The sequence below is a fragment of the Streptomyces sp. NPDC034037 genome (assembly GCF_055575715.1).
In genome coordinates this window covers 1-16,423 of the sequence record NZ_JBVISC010000008.1, presented here as the reverse complement: position 1 = coordinate 16,423, position 16,423 = coordinate 1, and the positions used below count along the sequence as shown (strand labels likewise).

Annotated in this window: 13 protein-coding genes; 1 reads left to right on the top strand and 12 read right to left on the bottom strand. The window is 72.4% G+C overall.

Annotated elements, in window-relative coordinates; translation table 11 throughout:
- Positions 1-108: 108 nt before the first annotated feature.
- The 6 genes from ACZ516_RS26350 to ACZ516_RS26325 all read right to left on the bottom strand — a co-directional run bounded on the left by ACZ516_RS26350 (position 109) and on the right by ACZ516_RS26325 (position 5,193).
- Positions 109-282 carry a hypothetical protein gene (locus ACZ516_RS26350; RefSeq protein WP_469011875.1) on the bottom strand — a complete coding sequence of 58 codons (174 nt, stop codon included), beginning with the start codon at positions 280-282 and terminating at the stop codon, positions 109-111.
- Positions 283-453: 171 nt separating this feature from the next.
- Complete coding sequence (locus ACZ516_RS26345; protein WP_469011873.1) at positions 454-888, bottom strand: FixH family protein; 435 nt, start codon at positions 886-888, stop codon at positions 454-456.
- Positions 885-2,279: a hypothetical protein gene (locus ACZ516_RS26340; RefSeq protein ID WP_469011871.1), complete on the bottom strand. Its 1,395-nt coding sequence runs from the start codon at positions 2,277-2,279 to the stop codon at positions 885-887. Before ACZ516_RS26340 ends, ACZ516_RS26345 begins: the two co-directional genes overlap by 4 nt.
- Before the next feature lie 150 nt (positions 2,280-2,429).
- Positions 2,430-3,194 carry a DUF4097 family beta strand repeat-containing protein gene (locus ACZ516_RS26335; protein WP_469011870.1) on the bottom strand — a complete coding sequence of 255 codons (765 nt, stop codon included), beginning with the start codon at positions 3,192-3,194 and terminating at the stop codon, positions 2,430-2,432.
- A complete protein-coding gene (locus ACZ516_RS26330) occupies positions 3,191-3,901 on the bottom strand; it encodes a response regulator transcription factor (RefSeq protein ID WP_469011868.1) in 711 nt (236 codons plus the stop codon). Before ACZ516_RS26330 ends, ACZ516_RS26335 begins: the two co-directional genes overlap by 4 nt.
- A complete protein-coding gene (locus tag ACZ516_RS26325; protein WP_469011866.1) occupies positions 3,889-5,193 on the bottom strand; it encodes a sensor histidine kinase in 1,305 nt (434 codons plus the stop codon). Before ACZ516_RS26325 ends, ACZ516_RS26330 begins: the two co-directional genes overlap by 13 nt.
- Before the next feature lie 311 nt (positions 5,194-5,504).
- Between ACZ516_RS26325 and ACZ516_RS26320 the strand changes: the two genes are divergently transcribed.
- A complete protein-coding gene (locus ACZ516_RS26320; RefSeq protein WP_469011865.1) occupies positions 5,505-5,849 on the top strand; it encodes a hypothetical protein in 345 nt (114 codons plus the stop codon).
- 8 nt (positions 5,850-5,857) lie between these two features.
- Here the strand turns inward: ACZ516_RS26320 and ACZ516_RS26315 are convergent, their stop codons facing one another.
- The 6 genes from ACZ516_RS26315 to ACZ516_RS26290 all read right to left on the bottom strand — a co-directional run.
- The gene (locus ACZ516_RS26315; protein ID WP_469011863.1) at positions 5,858-6,439 is read right to left on the bottom strand and encodes a hypothetical protein; all 582 of its coding nucleotides are present in this window, start codon (positions 6,437-6,439) and stop codon (positions 5,858-5,860) included.
- Position 6,440: 1 nt separating this feature from the next.
- A complete protein-coding gene (locus ACZ516_RS26310) occupies positions 6,441-7,559 on the bottom strand; it encodes a hypothetical protein (protein ID WP_469011861.1) in 1,119 nt (372 codons plus the stop codon).
- Between the two features lie 90 nt (positions 7,560-7,649).
- Entirely contained in the window at positions 7,650-7,868 is a 219-nt protein-coding gene (locus ACZ516_RS26305) for an MbtH family protein (protein ID WP_468752887.1), read from the bottom strand.
- 104 nt (positions 7,869-7,972) lie between these two features.
- Positions 7,973-9,232, bottom strand: a complete 1,260-nt coding sequence (locus ACZ516_RS26300) for a MalY/PatB family protein (protein ID WP_469011860.1) — start codon at positions 9,230-9,232, stop codon at positions 7,973-7,975.
- Positions 9,233-9,268: 36 nt separating this feature from the next.
- Positions 9,269-10,525 carry an MFS transporter gene (locus ACZ516_RS26295; protein WP_469011858.1) on the bottom strand — a complete coding sequence of 419 codons (1,257 nt, stop codon included), beginning with the start codon at positions 10,523-10,525 and terminating at the stop codon, positions 9,269-9,271.
- A partial coding sequence (locus tag ACZ516_RS26290; RefSeq protein ID WP_469011857.1) for an amino acid adenylation domain-containing protein occupies positions 10,518-16,423 on the bottom strand: 5,906 nt, incomplete at its 5' end. The genes ACZ516_RS26295 and ACZ516_RS26290, both read right to left, overlap by 8 nt.

Below are 16,423 nucleotides of genomic sequence, written 5' to 3'. Positions count from 1 at the left end.
GGTGCGATGCCGAGGAGGTTATGGAGAGCGTCTATATTCTCGCCATATCGTCCGCGGACGGTCGGTCGGCCGACGTGGTTCCGCTTGGCCGGACCGGCTTCTGTCCGCTCACTCCCAGGCCGTGGTCGCGTGCTGGACGTTCGTGGTCGCGGCGTGCGAGTCCTGGGACTCGACCGCCGGGTCCGCTCTGCCGACGAGGACGGCGCCGAGGATGAGGACGGCGAGCAGCGCGATACCGACCGTGCGCCCGCTCAGGCCCTTGGCAACTGCATCCGTACGCATCTGAGAAATCTCCCGTGTTCGGGTCCGTGGGCCGGTCCGTGGTACGGCCACCTGTGTTTCTCATTCTGTACCGGGGATTCAGCCGCGTGCGGGCCCCGCCCCTGGCAAGGGGCTGTCATTGCAGGGCATTGTCAGGGGACGGTTGGGGACGGATGGGGTATTTCCCTCGTGTCAGGCGGCCGGGACGGTCACCGGCACGGTCACCACGTCGGTGCCGCCGGTGCCGTGGAGCCGCACCGACAGCTGCCAAGTGCCCGCCATCGCGAAGAGACGGCCGTCCGCCCGGTACCGGCCCGTCCCCTTCGGCCGCGCGGTCAGCGCCGCCGTCGCATGGCCCATGCTCGGCATGACGGCCTCCACCGTGACCTGGTCCAGGTCGACGGCCCCGTGGTCGCGCCGGGCCACGGTGATGTCGGCCGTCCCGGTGCCCGGGCTCGGGTGCGGCAGGCGAACCCGCACGGTGTAGGTCGAGGACGAGCCCTCCACGGTGACGCCGGAATCGTCGTCCGAGCGCGGCCACCACCACACCAGAGACAGGACGAGGACGACCAGGGCGAGGCCCGCGGCGCCGAGCACGGTCCGCGAGCGGAGGGACGGGAGGCTCATGGGGCGTCTCCGGTGACATCGACGGTGAGGGCGGCGGTGTGGATGCGGAAGTTGCGCTCGTACTGGATCCACACCCGGTAGCGGCCGGGTTCGGGGAAGGCGAAGACGAAATGCAGCCGTGGCCCGTACCGGCCGACCGTCTCGTCCGGCACGACGGCCCCCGGCACGGAAAGGGCGGCCATCGAAGCCGTCTCGTGGGCGTGCCCGAAGAACTCGTCACCGGACCTGCGGACGATCATGTGTCCGGCCATGCCGAGCCAGCTCTGGAGGTCGCGCGCCGGGGCGTCGGCGGTACCGGCGTGCAAGGTGACCTGGGTGGGCACGCCCGCGGTCGGGCGCGCCGGAGCGAGGGAGACCTGCGACTCCTCGGGAGTGTCGATCTTCAGAGGGGCGGCCCGACGCGCCGGACGGCCGGTGCCGGCGATGACGTCGATCGTGGCGGTGAGCAACTGGCCGCCGCTGTCCACCCGTTCGATCTCGGTCTGGACGAGGTAACGGCCGGGGCGTGGCACGGACAGTCTGAGCAGCAGGTCGCCGGGACCGGCCGGCACCGGGTGCAGGTGGGCGAAGTACTTCGGATCCTCGCCGGTCACCACGGTGTGGGCCAGCGCGCCGTGGTGGACGGCCAGATCGTCGACGGGCACGCCGTTCGAACCGTCGGTGAGGCCGAGGCGCAGGGCGAAGGGGCGGCCGGCGGCCGGTTTCGCCGGGACGGTGTGCAGCGCCAGCTCGGTGAAGGAACGGCCGTTGGCCGCGGTGCCGTCGACGTTGGTCAGCCGCTTCTCGTCGGGGGACCCGTGGGGGAGGACCGCGGAGAACTGCGGTGAGAGCAGCGCGGCGGTCAGGGCGACCGTCAGGGTGATCACCGTTGCCCCGGACAGCATCAGGGCCGGTCCACGCCGGTGGAGGACCGCGGCCGCGAGCACGCCGAGCAGCAGTACCCCGGCCACCAGGAACGCCGGGTAGACGATGTTCTCCCACGGTGCCGCCCGCGGGGTCAGCACCCGGAAGGGCAGCTCCGCGGTGTCCGTGCCGTCGGAGACGTCGAGTTCCCACGGGCCGGTCCGGTCGGCGGTCAGGGTCGCGGCGACGGTACCGGGCCGCCCGGCGGTCAGCCGCACCACCGCCCGGGAGGGACGGCTCGGCGGCGCACCCTCCAGCGGGACCAAGGAAAGCTGCAGCGTGGCGGGCCGCACCGGGTCGTGGGCGATCACGTCGACCCGGAACGGCCCGGGTACCTCGGGCACCTGGCGCAGTGCGAAGGTCAGCTCGTTGCCGCCGAACGTCGCGGCCAGCTCCAGGTCCGTGCTCTGACTGATGCCGTGCGCGGCGGCCGGCCCCGCCCCGGCCAGGCTCATCAGGCCGAGCAGGGCGACCAGCCACAGTGCCATGGCCCGGGGAACGGCTGGGCCGGCGCGTCTTCGGGCGGCGCGAGGGGGGATCACTCCGCCACGCTGTACGAGGCGGCTATATTCCGTCGATATCGCTTCGGAGCCGGATCGCGGCGCCGTGTCGGAGTCGCGCCGTCGTACGGCGGCTCGTCAGTAGCCGATGGACGCCGACCCACTGCCGAGCCGGACCCTGATCTCCCGGTCGGCCCCGGGGTCCCGCAGTCCTTCCGCGGTGCGCAGCCCACGCGTGGGTGAGCTGGGATCGACCCGGTAGCGGCTGTTCGGCGGCAGGGTGACGGACAGGGCGCCGGAACCGGTCTCCGCGCGGACCCGGTGCGGAGCCGAGCCGAACTCCAGGCGAGTCGAGCCGGAGTCGGACCGGGTCACGACTCGCGCGGAAGCAAGCGCGTCGGCCCGGATCTCCCCGGATGTGGTGCACAGCCGTAGGGCGCCGAGTGTGTCCGTCACGCGCAGTGCGCCGGAGGTGCCGGCCAGGTCGAGATCACCCCCGATGTGCGCGACGTCGAGCGACCCGGATCCGACCCGGGCGTCCACCGAGGCCCCGGCCGGGATCTCCAGGTCCAGGGAGACGCTCGGGGCCAGACCGTCCAGCCGGGGGCCCGGCCGGGTGACCCGGATCGTCAGGGTCTCTCCCCGCCAGGACCTCTCCACCCGTGGCTCCCGCAGGGTCCAGGCCAGCTTCGACCGCAGCCGGACCTGGCCCCCCGGTCCCGGGCGGACGCGTACCGAGGCGTCGGGGGCGTCGAGCCGTACGACGGTGACCGGATGTCGCAGACGCACGTCACCGCCGCGCCCGGCCCGGCCCAGCCAGCCCCATCCGTACACGGCGCCCGGCACCAGCAGCACCACGGCCGTCACGACGGCGAGGGCGGTCCAGGTGGTGCGGGCTCTCATCCGGGGACCCCGAGGAACCGCAGTACCGCGAGCACCCGCCGGTGGCTCAGATCGGCGGGCGGCAGGTCGAGCTTGGCGAAGATGTTGTTGATGTGCTTGGCGACCGCGCTCTCGCTCACCACGAGCGCCTGGCCGATCCCCGCGTTGGAGCGGCCCTCGGCCATCAGCGCGAGCACCTCGCGCTCCCGCGGGGTGAGCCGTTCCAGCGGGTCGCTGTCCCGGCGGACGAGGAGCTGTGCGACCACCTCCGGATCCAGCGCGGCACCTCCGGCCGCGACCCGCTGGACGGCCTCGATGAACTCCGTCACGTCCGCGACCCGGTCCTTGAGGAGGTAGCCCACGCCGCGGGTGTTGCCGGACAGCAGCTTTGCCGCGTGGCGTTCCTCGACGTACTGCGACAGCAGCAACACAGCGACCCGCGGCCACTTCTGTCGGATCGTCAACGCGGCTCGCATGCCCTCGTCGGTGTGCGAGGGCGGCATGCGGACGTCGGTGATCACCAGGTCCACCGGCTGCCCGGGTGCGTCGGACCGCACCGACGGCTCGGACGGGCCGGACCGCTCCGATCGCTCGGACTGCTCGGTGAGAAACGCGAGCAGGCTCTCCGCGTCTCCCACCTCGGCCACCACCTCCATCCCGGCGGCCTGCAGCAGTTGCACCACCCCGGCTCGCAGCAGGACGGAATCCTCGGCGATCACAGCGCGCACGGCAGCTCCACGGTGATTTCGGTGCCCCCTCCGCAGGGGCTGCGGACAGCAAGAGTTCCGTCGACGGAGGAGACCCGGTCCCTGAGTCCGGCCAGGCCCGTGCCGACCGCCGGGTCCGCGCCGCCCACCCCGTCGTCCGTCACGGTCACCCGCAGCCGCTCGGCGTCCCGCTCCAGGCGGATCTCCGCCTGGGTGGCCCGGGCGTGCTTGGCGATGTTGGCCAGGGCCTCCGAGACGACGAAGTACGCCACCGCCTCGATCGGCGGCGTGGCGCGGCCCTCGGCGGACACCCGCAGCCGGACCGGGAAGGGGGCCCGGGCCGCGATCCCGGAGAGCGCCGCATCCAGGCCCTCCTCGTCGAGGACCGCCGGGTGCAGGCCGCGGACCAGGTCACGCAGCTCGGTCAGGGCCTCCTTGGCCTCGGCGTGCACCGTGGTCAGCAACTCCTGTGCCTGCGGCGTGAGTCCGGGCAAGGTCGCCCGGGCGAGACCGAGCTTCATCGCGAGGGAGACCAAGCGCTGCTGCACACCGTCGTGCAGATCCCGCTCGATTCGCCGGCGCTCGGCGTCGGCCGCATCCAGCAGGGCGGCCCGGCTCACCGCCAGGCGATCCACCCGGCGCTGCAATTCCCCCGCCCGGCTGGGCCCGAGCAGAGCCGCGGCGGCGGCGGTGTCGGCCCGGGCGACCAGCCGGGTCAGCGGCGGCGCGGTGAACAGCAGCACCAGGCCGAGCAGCCAGGCGGTGGTGAGCGCTCCCAGGTGCGCGCCGGGACTCAGCGGACTCGTCGCGGGAAGGACCCAGCAGAACGCGGGCAGGACGGTCAGCGCACCTCCCAGCGCCCACGCCGCGAACGCCGTCAGCGCACCGAGGCAGACCGCAGGACCGGCCAGCGCGTGATACGCCACCTGCCGCCACAGAGCCTCCGACCGGATGGTGCGGCCCCGGGCCCGCAGGCCCGCACCGGACGGCAGCCGCACCGGCGCGATCTCCACACCGGGCAGCGCGCCGAGGCGGCTGCGCTGGAGCCCGGTCAGCAGGGGAGTGACGACGGTCAGCGACACGGCGCACAACGCCCCGAAGGCCAGGGTCAGCAGCAGCATCACCGTCAGGCTCACCGAGAGCGGCACAGCGGCTAGACCCAGCTCGAGCGGTGCCACCGTGATGATCAGACCGAGTGCATGCACCGGGATGCCGGCGACGACGAACACGGCATCCCGCCGGACCGCGGCCGACCAGGGAAGAGAGCCGGCCGACCACCGCGCACGCGACGAGGCAGGCGGCGTGGCGGACATGCCCTTGAGTCTAGTGGGCCGCACGGGCCACCCCGGCCCGTACGGCTGGGGTGTAGCTGGCACCACCCCGAAGTCGGCATCGGGCGTTACTGTTCCGCGCCCGCCGGCCCGACATGCTGGTTCCGTGCTCGAAGGACGGGCACGGAAGGGAGCACGGCGACATGGTGCGCGTACCGTCGACCGCGACCGGGCAGACCGGATGCGGCTCCGCCCGGGCGACGGCCGGGTCGCCCCGTGTCACACCGCGCCGCCTTCCGGGTGCTGCGGCCGCCCCGGCGACCCCCCGGAACCGGGCGGCCGCAGGCCTCATCGTGCTCGGAATCGCCATGGTGCCCTGGCTGATCATTTTGCACACGTGGCTGCCGGGCACCGCCGGGTCCGCCCGCTGGGCCTGGGCCTGGACCGGCCTGGACCTTCTCCAGGCGGTGGGGCTGCTCTCCACCGGCCTGCTGCTGCGCCGCGCCGACCCGCGCGCCGGCCTCACCGCGGCGGCCACCGCGACACTGCTGCTGGTCGACGCCTGGTTCGACACCATGACGGCCGCTCCGGGAGCCGACCTCATCTCCGCGGTGCTGATGGCCGTGTGCGCCGAACTGCCTCTCGCGGCGTGCTGCGCGGTGCTGGCGGTACGGGCCTTTCCCCGGCCCGTGCGGTGACCGCCACGTCAGTCCCAGGCCCACTGATAGGTGTGCCGCTTGCGGCGGCCGCGGAACCACAGGAAGACACAGAGCGGGACCGCCACCATCAGCGGCAGCAGCGCGACCGCCCAGCTCAGCGACAGGGGCGGGCCGGGGCGCGGGCCGACGGCGAGGGACAGGTCGCCCTTGCCCTTGCCGCGCGGCCCGTCGACGGTGAAGTGGAAGCGCCAGGAACCCTGCGTGGGCAGGAGGTAGGTGTCCAGGCCCCAGCGGTCGCGCTGGTGGATGTAGGTCTTCAGGGAGCGGTCCTCGGGGCGGCGGTGCCAGAACTCCTCGCCGTCCGGGCCGGTCATGACCAGTTTCGCGGAGTGGCGGGTGATTCCGTCGGTGGGCTGGAAGGTGAAATCCAGGCCGCGGTCGGCGGCGATCGGCCATTGGGAGAACGACACCTGGAGCCGGTAGGGGCCCGCGGTGACGTACTCGGAGTGCACCACGGGGACCGGAGAGTCGGCCGCCTGCGCGGCAGGTACGGTGCCCAGCACCGTGACGGCGGCCAGCACCGTGACGGCGAGAGCGCGGAAGAGGCCGCGGACGAGGGAGGTGGGCATCTCAACTCTCCGGGGGAGTCGGGGCCGCGGCCGGCTTGCGGAGCGGGAACGAGAAGCGGTAGCCGAGCCAGCCCGCGCCCGCACCCAGCAGCCCGGCCAGGATCAGTACTTTCGGGGTGAGCGGGTCGTGGATCTGCGGGCCGTAGCAGGCGGCCATCAAGACGCCGAGCACTCCGGTCGCCAGGGGCAGGGTGCGCTTGGGGGAGGTACCGGCACGGCGGTGACGCAGCAGGAACAGGTCGAGCAGGACGGCGATGACCGGCAGGATCAGCGGGTCGAGGGCCGGCATCTGCGGCACCGTCGACACCCCTTCCCGGAACGGCAGGCCGAGGCTGTCGGCGTACCACCGGGTGGCGAGCGGCACGAACAGCCACTGGAGGCCGACGATGGCCAGGAAGACCAGGCCGGTCGCGCTGACCCACCAGGGCCGCCGCACCACGCAGCCCACCAGGGTCAGCACCAGCAGGGCCACGAAGGTCAGCGACACCTCGAACGGCTGGGCCCAGAACAGCGCGAACACCACCGTGATCACGCTGAGCGCCGAGCTGACCACCAGACCCCAGCGACCGGGAAGGTCCCGGTACTGGTCGGCGAACGCGACGATCGTGCCGACGCAGATCGCCACGCCGCCCAGCGCCAGGCCCACGTGCGGCGGCGAGTTGAGGGTGACGTCGAAGCCGTACTCGGTGTGCCACCACAGGTCGGCCATGCCGTAGAACAGATCGATCGCGCCGCCGACACCGGCGATCAGGAACCCGACAGGGGCCTCGAAGGTGCCGAACACCCGTACCGAGGTGCCTTCCGTCGCGCCCCGCCCTTTGCGTTCGGCCCCGGTGCGCAGCAGCACCACCACCGCGCTGGTCACTCCGGCGAGCGAGGGACCGGCGTAGATCAACAGGTGCGGCAAGGTCAAGAAGGTGTCCGGGCCGACGTTGTTGTGCCACTGCACGTCCCAGACCACGCCGAAGCCCTGGGAGAGCATGCTGATCAACAGCAGTACGCCGCCGATCTGTTCGGCACGGCGGCCGCCGGCGGGCCCGGTGGTGTCACCGGGCGCCGGGGGGCCGGGGCGATCGGGCGCCGGCGGCGCGTTCCCGGCGGCTTCGGTGGTCACGGCCATGTGTCCCTTCCTCGGGGGTTGGCGGGTGGGCGGGTGGTGAACCGCCGCAGGGCCGCTGGGGGAGCGGCCCTGCGTGTGGGGGGAGAGAGATCAGACGGCGGCGTTCTGCTCCATCCAGGTACGCAGGCTCAGCGGCCGCATGTCGGTCCACGCCTCGCGGATGTGCGCCAGGCACTCCTCGCGGGTGCCGCGGGTGCCCTCGGCGCGCCAGCCGTCCGGGAGGTCGCGGTCGGCCCACCAGATCGAGTACTGCTCCTCGTGGTTGACCACCACGACGTACGCGGGCTCGTGCGATGCGGTGTCAGACATGTGTTCTCCTCGGAAAGGGTCAGGGCAAAGGCGGGGCAGGGGTGGGCCGAGCGGCCGGGACGGTGAGGCCGGGCAGAGGGACACGATCACCGTGCGACGGACTGCTATACCGCCCCTATATCGATCAGCAGATCGGAGCCGCGACCGGCCGACGGCCCCGGTGCGTCCAGGCCGAGCGCCAGCCGCCGCACCATCTCCTCGACCAGCAGCCGGGGGGTGGCGAGATTGAGCCGCAGGAAGCCGGGACAGCCGTAGTCCCGGCCGTCACTGACGGCCAGCCCGGCGGTCCGCAGGACACGCCGCGCCAGATCGTCCTCGCCGAGTCGGTCAGCCGTACGACGGCAGTCCAGCCAGGCGAGGTACGTCGCCTCGGGCAGCCGGAAGCCGATCTCGCCGAGGCCATGGGTTCGCAGCAGCTCGGCGAGCAATCGGCGGTTGCCGTCCAAATAGCGCAGCGTCTCCTCCAGCCAGCGGCCGCCGGCGGTGAACGCCGCCTCACTGGCCGCCGCGCCGAACACACCCACCCCGTCCCGCATCCGGGGCGGCTGGGCCAGCAGTGCCTGCGCCGTCCCCGGGCCGGTCGGAATGCCGAAGGCACACTTGAGGCCGGCGATGTTCCAGCCCTTGCTGGCCGACAGGCCGGTCACGCTGCGGACCTGCTGGGCGGCCGGCAGCGAGGCGAACGGCGTATGGGTGCGGCCGGGGAACACCAGCGGGCCGTGCACCTCGTCGCAGAGCACGGTCACCCCGTGGGCCTTGGCGAGCTGCGCCACGGCGGTCAGTTCGGCGGGCGTGCAGACCATCCCGGTGGGGTTGTGCGGATTGCACAGCAGGTAGACCCGGGCGCCGTCGCGGAACGCCCGCTCCAGGCCCGCCAAGTCCAGCCGCCACCGGCCCTCGCGCAGCAACATCGGGTTGGGCACCAGCTCCCGCCCCCGCTCGGCGACCGACTCGAAGAACGCCGGGTACGCCGGAACGTCGACCACCACCGCGTCACCGGGCGCGGAGAAGGCCTCCAGGCCGGCCTCCATCACCCGCATCACATCGGCGTAGTACAGGATTCGCGAGCGCGGCACCCACCAGCCGTGCCGTCGCAGCAGCCAGCCGGCCAGCGCGGCCTGCGCCGGACTGTCGTCGGTGTACGAGAACGCGTAGCCCATGTCCCCCTCGACGGCCAGTCGGCCGATCGCCCGGCCGATCTCCTCGGCCACCGGGAAGTCCATTTCCGCGATGTGGGCCGGCTGCACGCCGGGCGCGTGACGGCGCCACTTCTCGCTGGTCCTGCGGCGCAGGGCGGCCAGGGCCGGGCCGGGACCGGCGGCGGAGTCGAGGGGGCTGACAGTGGTCGGTCTACCTGGTTTCACGGCCCGAATTCCTTTGGCAGCAGCATCGGTTGGACGTCAGTCATGGGCCTCGGCCCATGCCGAACGGGTGATGACGGCGGTGGTGAGGGTCAGCATCAGGACGCTGATGACGACCGCGGTCCAGGTGATGCCCACCGAGTCCAGCAGCCGTCCGGCGAGCAGCGCGCCGAGCGAGTTGGCGCCCGAGGCGAGGAAGCGGCCCGTGCCGTTCACCCGCCCCTGGAGCTCGTCGGGGGTGTGCTGGACCTGGTAGGTCCAGGCCGTCACGTTGAACAGCCCGGAGACCACGCCGATCGCGGCGAGCACGGCTGCCAGGGCGACGGGCTGGCGGATCACCACCAGAGACGGCAGCAGCAGCGTCCAGGCCGTCAGGCCCGCCACGAAGGTGGTCCGCAGACTGAACCGCTTGGCCCAGCGGGGCGCCAGCAGCGCCCCGACCAGGCCGCCGGTGCCACCGACCGCGGTGACCAGACCGGCCGTCGCCGTCGATTCCCCGTGCCGGCGCAGGATCACCATCACGGTCAGCATCAGCATCTGGAAGATCAGGTTGCTGCCGGCGAAGGTGCCCACCAGCAACCGGGCCACCCGGTGCCGCCACAGCCAGCGGACACCCTCCCGGATCTCCGTGCCGATGCGCTGCGGCGGCCCGGACCGCTCTGGCCGGAAACGGCCGCGCAGGAACAGCAGGAACACCACCGCCACCAGGTCGGCGACCGCCGTGAACGCGAACGGCAGCCACCGCGCGACCATGAACAGCAGACCGCTGCCGGGCTGGCCCACCAGCCCGATCGCCGCCCCGCGCGCCTCGTTGTGCGCCAACGCCGTGGACAGTTGCCCGGCGGGGACCACGGCCCGCACCGTGGCCCGTTCCGCCAGGTCGTAGAAGATGCCCCGGGTCACCTCGATGAACGCGGCGACCATCAGCTGCGGGATCCACACCCGGCCGCACAGAACGGCCACCGCCACTCCCGCGATGGACAGCGCGCCCGCGATGTCGCACCACAGCATCAGCTTGCGGCGGTCCCAGCGGTCGACCAGAGCCCCCGCGGGCAGCTGCACGAGGAAGTTTGGCAGCGCCCCGGCGAAGGTCACCAGGCCGGTCAGAGTGGCGGAGTTCGTGTGCCACAGGGCCAACAGCGGATACGCCGTCATTCCGACGGTCGCGGCGAACCGGGAGATCCCCGCGCCCACCCACAGCTGGATGAACGCGACGTTGCGGCGCAGCGGCACCTCGGGGGCCGCGGGCGGCCCCTCGGCGAGGCCTGCCGGCCGGTCTGCGTGGACCTCACTCACCGTCGGCCTTACCGGCGCGCGGGTCCGCGGTGCCCTGCCGCTCCCGTGACCGGGCGGCGTCGGTGGCCTGGCCCCACAGGACCGAGAAGCGGGTCGGGGCCGGCCAGAGCCGGGCCAGCACCCTGCTGACCAGCTCGCGTCCCGCGGTGGCGTTGGTGAGCAGCACCGCACCCGTACCCGCGTGCACCCGCAGGCCGAACATGGCCTGGAAGCCGGTCGCCTGACCCCCGTGCCCGATCTCCAGATCAGCGCGGGAGTCGTCGACGATGACGCTCCAGCCGTAGGGCCGGTCCGGCCGCGGGGTGAGCATCTCGCGGGCCAGCCCTCGCGGCAGGAAGGCGTCCGGCAGACCCAGGTACGAGCGCCGCACGGCCACCGTCAGCCGGGCCAGGTCGGGGGCCGTGCTCCACAGGGACCCGGCCGCGAGCTCCGGCATCACCCGGTAGCCGCCCGGCACGGGAACGGCCCCGGCTTCGTGCCCCCGGGCGTATGGGCGGCCCGAGCCGCGCACGAAGGCAGGATCGTAGTCACTGCCCGTCATGCCCAGCGGTTCCAGCACCAGGCGCCGCATCAGCGCCGGGAACTCCTCTCCGGTGACGTCGCACATCACCTGCTGGATCACCGAGAAGTTCAGCGCCGTCATCGCGAACACCTCGCCAGGCGGATGGGCGAAGGTGACCGGGGAGGCCGGTGGGCGGCCGTGCAGGATGTCCAGTACGGACGGGACCGGTTCGTCCGGCGCGTACCGCGCGAACGGCGGCTGTACCGCGAAGCCGGCGGAGTGCGCCAGCAGGTGCCGCAGAGTGACCCGCGGCGCGGGCTCGCCGGGCAGTCGCCAGGAGGTCAGGTACCGCGCGACGTCCGTGTCGAGGTCGAGCACGTCCTGCTCGACCAGCTTCAGCACGCCGATCGTGGTCACGTGCTTGCTGATCGAACCGGCCGCGAACAGTGTGTCCGCGGTGACCGGATCGGTGCCGCCCGCGATGAGGGTGCCGTGGGTGTGGACCTCGGCGAGTTCACCGTCCCGGATCAACGCCAGCGCGGCGCCCGGGACGGCGTGCCGGGACATCTCCTCGGCCAGCTTCGCCGACTGGGTGGGGCGGGCCGGGCGCACCGTGCCGGACGCGGTGGCGGGCAGCTCCAGCAGCGCGGAGAGTTCCGCGAGCTGCCGGGCGGCGAGACCGTCGACCGTGTCCGCGTCGTGCACCTCGGTGCTGTACGTCCAGCGGAGGTACAGCTGCCCGTCGTGCACCCGGGCGTCCACGTCGAACAGCCGGGGCCGCCTGGCCGCGGCCGGCCGGACCGGCTCCACGAACTGCGGTACGAAGACAAGGGGCGTCGCCCGGGTGTCCGCGGCCGCCTCCGTGAGACGGCAGGTGAAACCGGTCTCGGGGCGCGGCAGCAAGGCCAGGTCTTGCGCCAGCTCCTCGTCGGCGCCGTGGCGCAGCAGGCCGTAGCCGTACCGGGGCTCGGGCAGCGCGCTCAACTGGCGCACCACCGAGCGGAGCCGGGCCGGGCCGGGCCGGTTCTCCGGCAGCCACAGAACCATCGGGCACCGGTCGGTCAGCAGCCCCATCGTCTGTGAGCCGTCCGCCGACTCCCGGGGGTCCGCCGTGAGTTCCACGCCGATCCGGTCGTCACCGCTCCAATCGGCGAGGGCCCGGCCCAGCGCGGCCAGCAACAGTGCCTCCGGCTCTGCCGCGTCCAGCAGCGCCTCGGTGAGCGGGGCGGGCAGCGCCAGCGTGGCCGTACGCGCGGAACCGAAGGTGTTGTCGCCGTCCGCGTGGTCCACCGGCAGCGGTCGGCCGGGCTGCCGGCCGAGCCAGGCCTGCGCCTGTGCGGCCGGCGCCTCCGAGGCGGCCAGCTCGGCCAACTCGGTCGTCAACGCCGACAGTTCGGGCGCGACGGGCGACAGCTCCACCGGCTCGCCGGTGCTCAGCTGCTGGTACGCCAGGTTCAGGTCGTCCACCAGGATGGCCCAGGACGCCTCGTCGACCGCCAGCTCGTGCACACTGATCCACAACTCCGGCAGCAACTCGGCGTTCAGCAGGCTCGCCCCGCCGAAGTCGCACAGCGAGGCCCGCAGCACCGGCCCGTGCACCGGGTCGACCGCGGCCGCGTCCGCGGCGACGGCCGCCGCGACCGCCGCCGACCGGTCATCTGCCGGGACCTCGTCCAGCTCCACCACTCGCAGCAGCACGGCGGACTCGGCCGCGGCGACCGCCGCCGTCACACCGCCGTCCTCCGGCAGTCGCAGCCGCAGCGCCTGGTGGCGGGCGACCACCGTGTGCAGTGCCCGCTCCAAAAGAGCGGTGTCCGGCCGGCGGCTCAGCGGCAGCCGTACCGACTCGGTCGTCGGGGTGCCTTCGAGGGCCGTCAGCTGCGCCGGGGCCAGCGGCAGGCCGTCGGTTGCCGGGGCGTCGGAGGAGACCACGCCGGCCAGTTCGGCCAACGTCCGTGTCCGGTAAAGCATCCACAGCGACAGATCCAGACCTGCTTGGCGGGCCGATGTCAGGAGCCGTACCGCGCGGATCGAGTCGCCTCCCAACTCGAAGAAGTTGTCGTCGGCGCCCACCAGGCCGGGATCGAGCCGCAGCACGTCGGCCCACACCCCGGCCAGTCGGCGCTCGGTGTCGGTCCGCGGCGCGACCCGGCGCGTACCCGCCAGGGCGGTGCGGTCCGGCGCCGGGAGCGCACGGTGGTCCAGCTTGCCGTTGGGGGTCAGCGGCACCGCGTCGATCGGCACGAAGGCACTGGGCAGCATGTACGCAGGGAGCTCGGCCGCCAGTGCGGCGCGCAGCCGAGCCGGGTCCAAAGTCACCCCGTCCATGGCCGCCACATAGGCGACCAGAACCTTGTCGCCGGGCACGTCCTCGCGGGCCAGCACCACCGCGTCCCGCACCTCGGGCTGCCGCCGCAACCGGGCCTGGACCTCACCCGGTTCGATGCGGTAGCCGCGGATCTTGACCTGGGTGTCGATGCGGCCGAGGAACTCCAGTGTGCCGTCCGGCAGTAGCCGGGCCAGGTCGCCGGAGCGGTACAGCCGGGCGCCCGCCGGACCGAACGGGTCCGGTACGAACCGCTCGGCGGTCAGCTCCGCACGCCCCCGGTAGCCGCGGGCCACCGCCGGACCGCCGACATGGATCTCGCCGGGAACGCCGACCGGCACCGGGTTGCCGTACCGGTCCAGCACGTGCACGCGCTGGTCGCCCAGCGGCGTGCCGATGACGCTCAGCGTCGGCCGGCCCAGGTCCTGCTCGCCCAGCTGGTGCCGGACCGAGTACACGCTGGTCTCGGTGATCCCGTACATGTTGACCAGCGCGGGCCGCTCCAGCCCCAACCGCTCGGCCCAGGGCAGCAGTTCGGACATGTCCAGCCGTTCCCCGGCGAACACCACGGCCCGCAGCGCCAGGCGTCCTACCCGGTCGTCACCGGCCAGCGCGGCCAGCCCGCGGAACGCGGTCGGCGTCTGGCACAGCACACCGATTCGCTCGGCCACCAACAGGTCCAGCAGGTCCTCGGGCGAGCGGGCCGTCTCCGGGGGCACCACCACCAGACGACCACCGTGCAGCAGCGCGCCCCACATCTCCCACACCGAGGTGTCGAAGGCATACGAGTGGAACATCGCCCACACGTCCGACTCCAGGAAGGAGAACTCCCGCTCGTCGGTGCGGAACAGCCGCAACACGTTGGCGTGGGTCAGCCCGACGCCCTTCGGCACGCCCGTGGACCCCGAGGTGTACAGCACGTACGCCAGATTGTCGGGCGAGGTGCGCTCCACCGGGTCCACGACCGGTCGTGATGCGATCGCCGCGCGGTCCGAGGCCCGATCCAGCACGACCAGTTCCCCGTTGTACCCGCTGTCCTCCTCCCCGTCGCGCCCGGCGGTGAGCGCGTCCGCGTAGGCCGACGAGGTAACCACCAGGGGCGCCTCGGTGTCGGCGAGGATCCGGGTCAGCCGCCCCATGGGATTGGCCGGATCCAGCGAGACGTACGCCGCACCGGACTTGAGGATGCCCAGCAGGGCGGGCAGGAGCATCGGCCCGCGCTCCAGGCACAGTCCCACCAGTGAGTCGGGTCCAGCACCGAGCGACCGCAGATGGTGGGCGATCCGGTTGGCCCGCTCGTTCAGTTCGCGGTACGAGAGCCGCTCGGCCCCCGCGACCACCGCGAGCTTGTCCGGGTGCCTCGCCACCCGCTCGGCGAAGGCCCCGTGCACCGTCCGGGTGACGGGTTCGGGCACCCGGCCACCGTGCCCGGCCGCTAGTACCCGAGCCTCCTCGGCCTCGGGCAGCACCCCGCGCCTGGCCGAACCGTCCGGGTCGGCCACCATGTCCTCCAGGACCCGCCGGTACATGCCGCACAGCAGCCCGGCGTGGTAGTGGCTCACCGTGTCGGTGCCGCTGAGGATGTTGAAGGAGTCCTTGGTGGCGATCACATGGAAGGCGAAGTCGGTGGCCACCGAGTTGCGTTCGGCGCTGGCGTCGACCAGTTCCCCGTCCATCTGATGGAAGTCGTGGAACTCGATCATCACCGAGACCAGCCGCCCGGTGACGCCCGCGGCGCTCTGGATGGCGGGCAACGGATGGCGTCGATGGGCCCAGACCTCCGTCTCTCGCGCGTAGGTCTGCCCGACCAGTTCCACCCACGTCGCGGGCATACCGCTGTGCGGGAACGGCAGCGTGTTGAGGTGCATGCCCAGCACCCGGTCCGCACCCGGCTCCTCCAGCCGGCCGTGGCAGACCAGGCCGGCGTGGAAAGCGTCCTCGGTGGTGAGCGCGCTCATCACCTTCAGATGCGCGGCCAGCAGCACGCTCTTCAGCGAGGCATCGGCCTGCCCGGCCAGCCGCCGCAGCGGCTCCTCCAGATCACCGAATTCCACTCGACGTCGGTAGCGCTCCACCGGGCCGTCCGGGTCGCCCCAGCTCTCCGGGATGGCCATCGGGACGTGGGTGTCGGTGACGTCCTGCCAGTACCGCTGCTCCTCGGGGTCGTTCAGGGAGTCCAGTTCGGCGGCAATGTAATCGGCGTAACGGACCTCCGGCATTTCGTAGGCCGGTAGCGCCTGTCCGTCGCGGAGGGCGCGGTAGGCGACGAGGATCTCCATCAGGAGCGAGTGGTAGCTCCACCCCTCGGTGATCGCGTTGCAGTGCGTGAACGTCAGCCGCCAGGCGTCCGCCTCGAGATGCACGTTGATCCGCACCAACGGCGCCTCGGTCAGCTCGAACAGCTGCTCCCTCTCGTCCTCCACGAAGGCCAGCCCGGCCGCCCCCGCCTGTTCGGCGTCCTGGCCGCGCAGGTCGTGCACGGCGAGTGGGATCTCCGCGGTCGCGTGGACGATCTGGAGGGGCTGGCTGTAACCGGTCAGGTGGATCGAGGTGCGCAGTGTCTCGTGCCGAGCGGCGACGACATCGACTGCACGGCGCAGAGCGGCACCGTCGAACTCCCGGTCGTCCGGAATCCCGAAGGAGTTGACGCTGTGGTACGTGTTCCGGTCCGGGTCGGCCAGCATTTCGACGAGCATGCCGGTCTGGATTTGGGAGAGCGGGTAGGCGTCGACGGCGTCGGTGGGGAGGGCGGCCTGGTCGGTTTCGCTGATGAGTGTGAAGGGTGGGATGGGGGTGAAGTGGTTTTCTTCGGTGGTGGGTGTGGTGTGTGTGGCGAGTTGGTTGATGGTGCGGTGTTCGAAGATGTCGCGGATGGTGATTTGGTGGCCGTGGGTGCGCAGGGCGCCTGCCAGTCGGACGGCGCGGATGGAGTCGCCGCCGAGGTCGAAGAAGCTGTCGTGGGTGCTGATGTGGTTGGGGTCGAGGTTGAGGATCTCGGCCCAGATGGTGGTCAGGAGTCGTTCGGTGTCGGTGGTGGGGGCTATGCGCTTGTTGGTGGTGAGGGCTTGTC

Excerpts from the sequence above, each read along its gene's own strand:
- ACZ516_RS26350 (WP_469011875.1), bottom strand. The coding sequence starts at position 282 with ATGCGTACGGATGCAGTTGCCAAGGGCCTGAGCGGGCGCACGGTCGGT.
- ACZ516_RS26345 (WP_469011873.1), bottom strand. The coding sequence starts at position 888 with ATGAGCCTCCCGTCCCTCCGCTCGCGGACCGTGCTCGGCGCCGCGGGC.
- ACZ516_RS26340 (WP_469011871.1), bottom strand. The coding sequence starts at position 2,279 with ATGGCACTGTGGCTGGTCGCCCTGCTCGGCCTGATGAGCCTGGCCGGG.
- ACZ516_RS26335 (WP_469011870.1), bottom strand. The coding sequence starts at position 3,194 with ATGAGAGCCCGCACCACCTGGACCGCCCTCGCCGTCGTGACGGCCGTG.
- ACZ516_RS26325 (WP_469011866.1), bottom strand. The coding sequence starts at position 5,193 with ATGTCCGCCACGCCGCCTGCCTCGTCGCGTGCGCGGTGGTCGGCCGGC.
- ACZ516_RS26315 (WP_469011863.1), bottom strand. The coding sequence starts at position 6,439 with ATGCCCACCTCCCTCGTCCGCGGCCTCTTCCGCGCTCTCGCCGTCACG.
- ACZ516_RS26310 (WP_469011861.1), bottom strand. The coding sequence starts at position 7,559 with ATGGCCGTGACCACCGAAGCCGCCGGGAACGCGCCGCCGGCGCCCGAT.
- ACZ516_RS26305 (WP_468752887.1), bottom strand. The coding sequence starts at position 7,868 with ATGTCTGACACCGCATCGCACGAGCCCGCGTACGTCGTGGTGGTCAAC.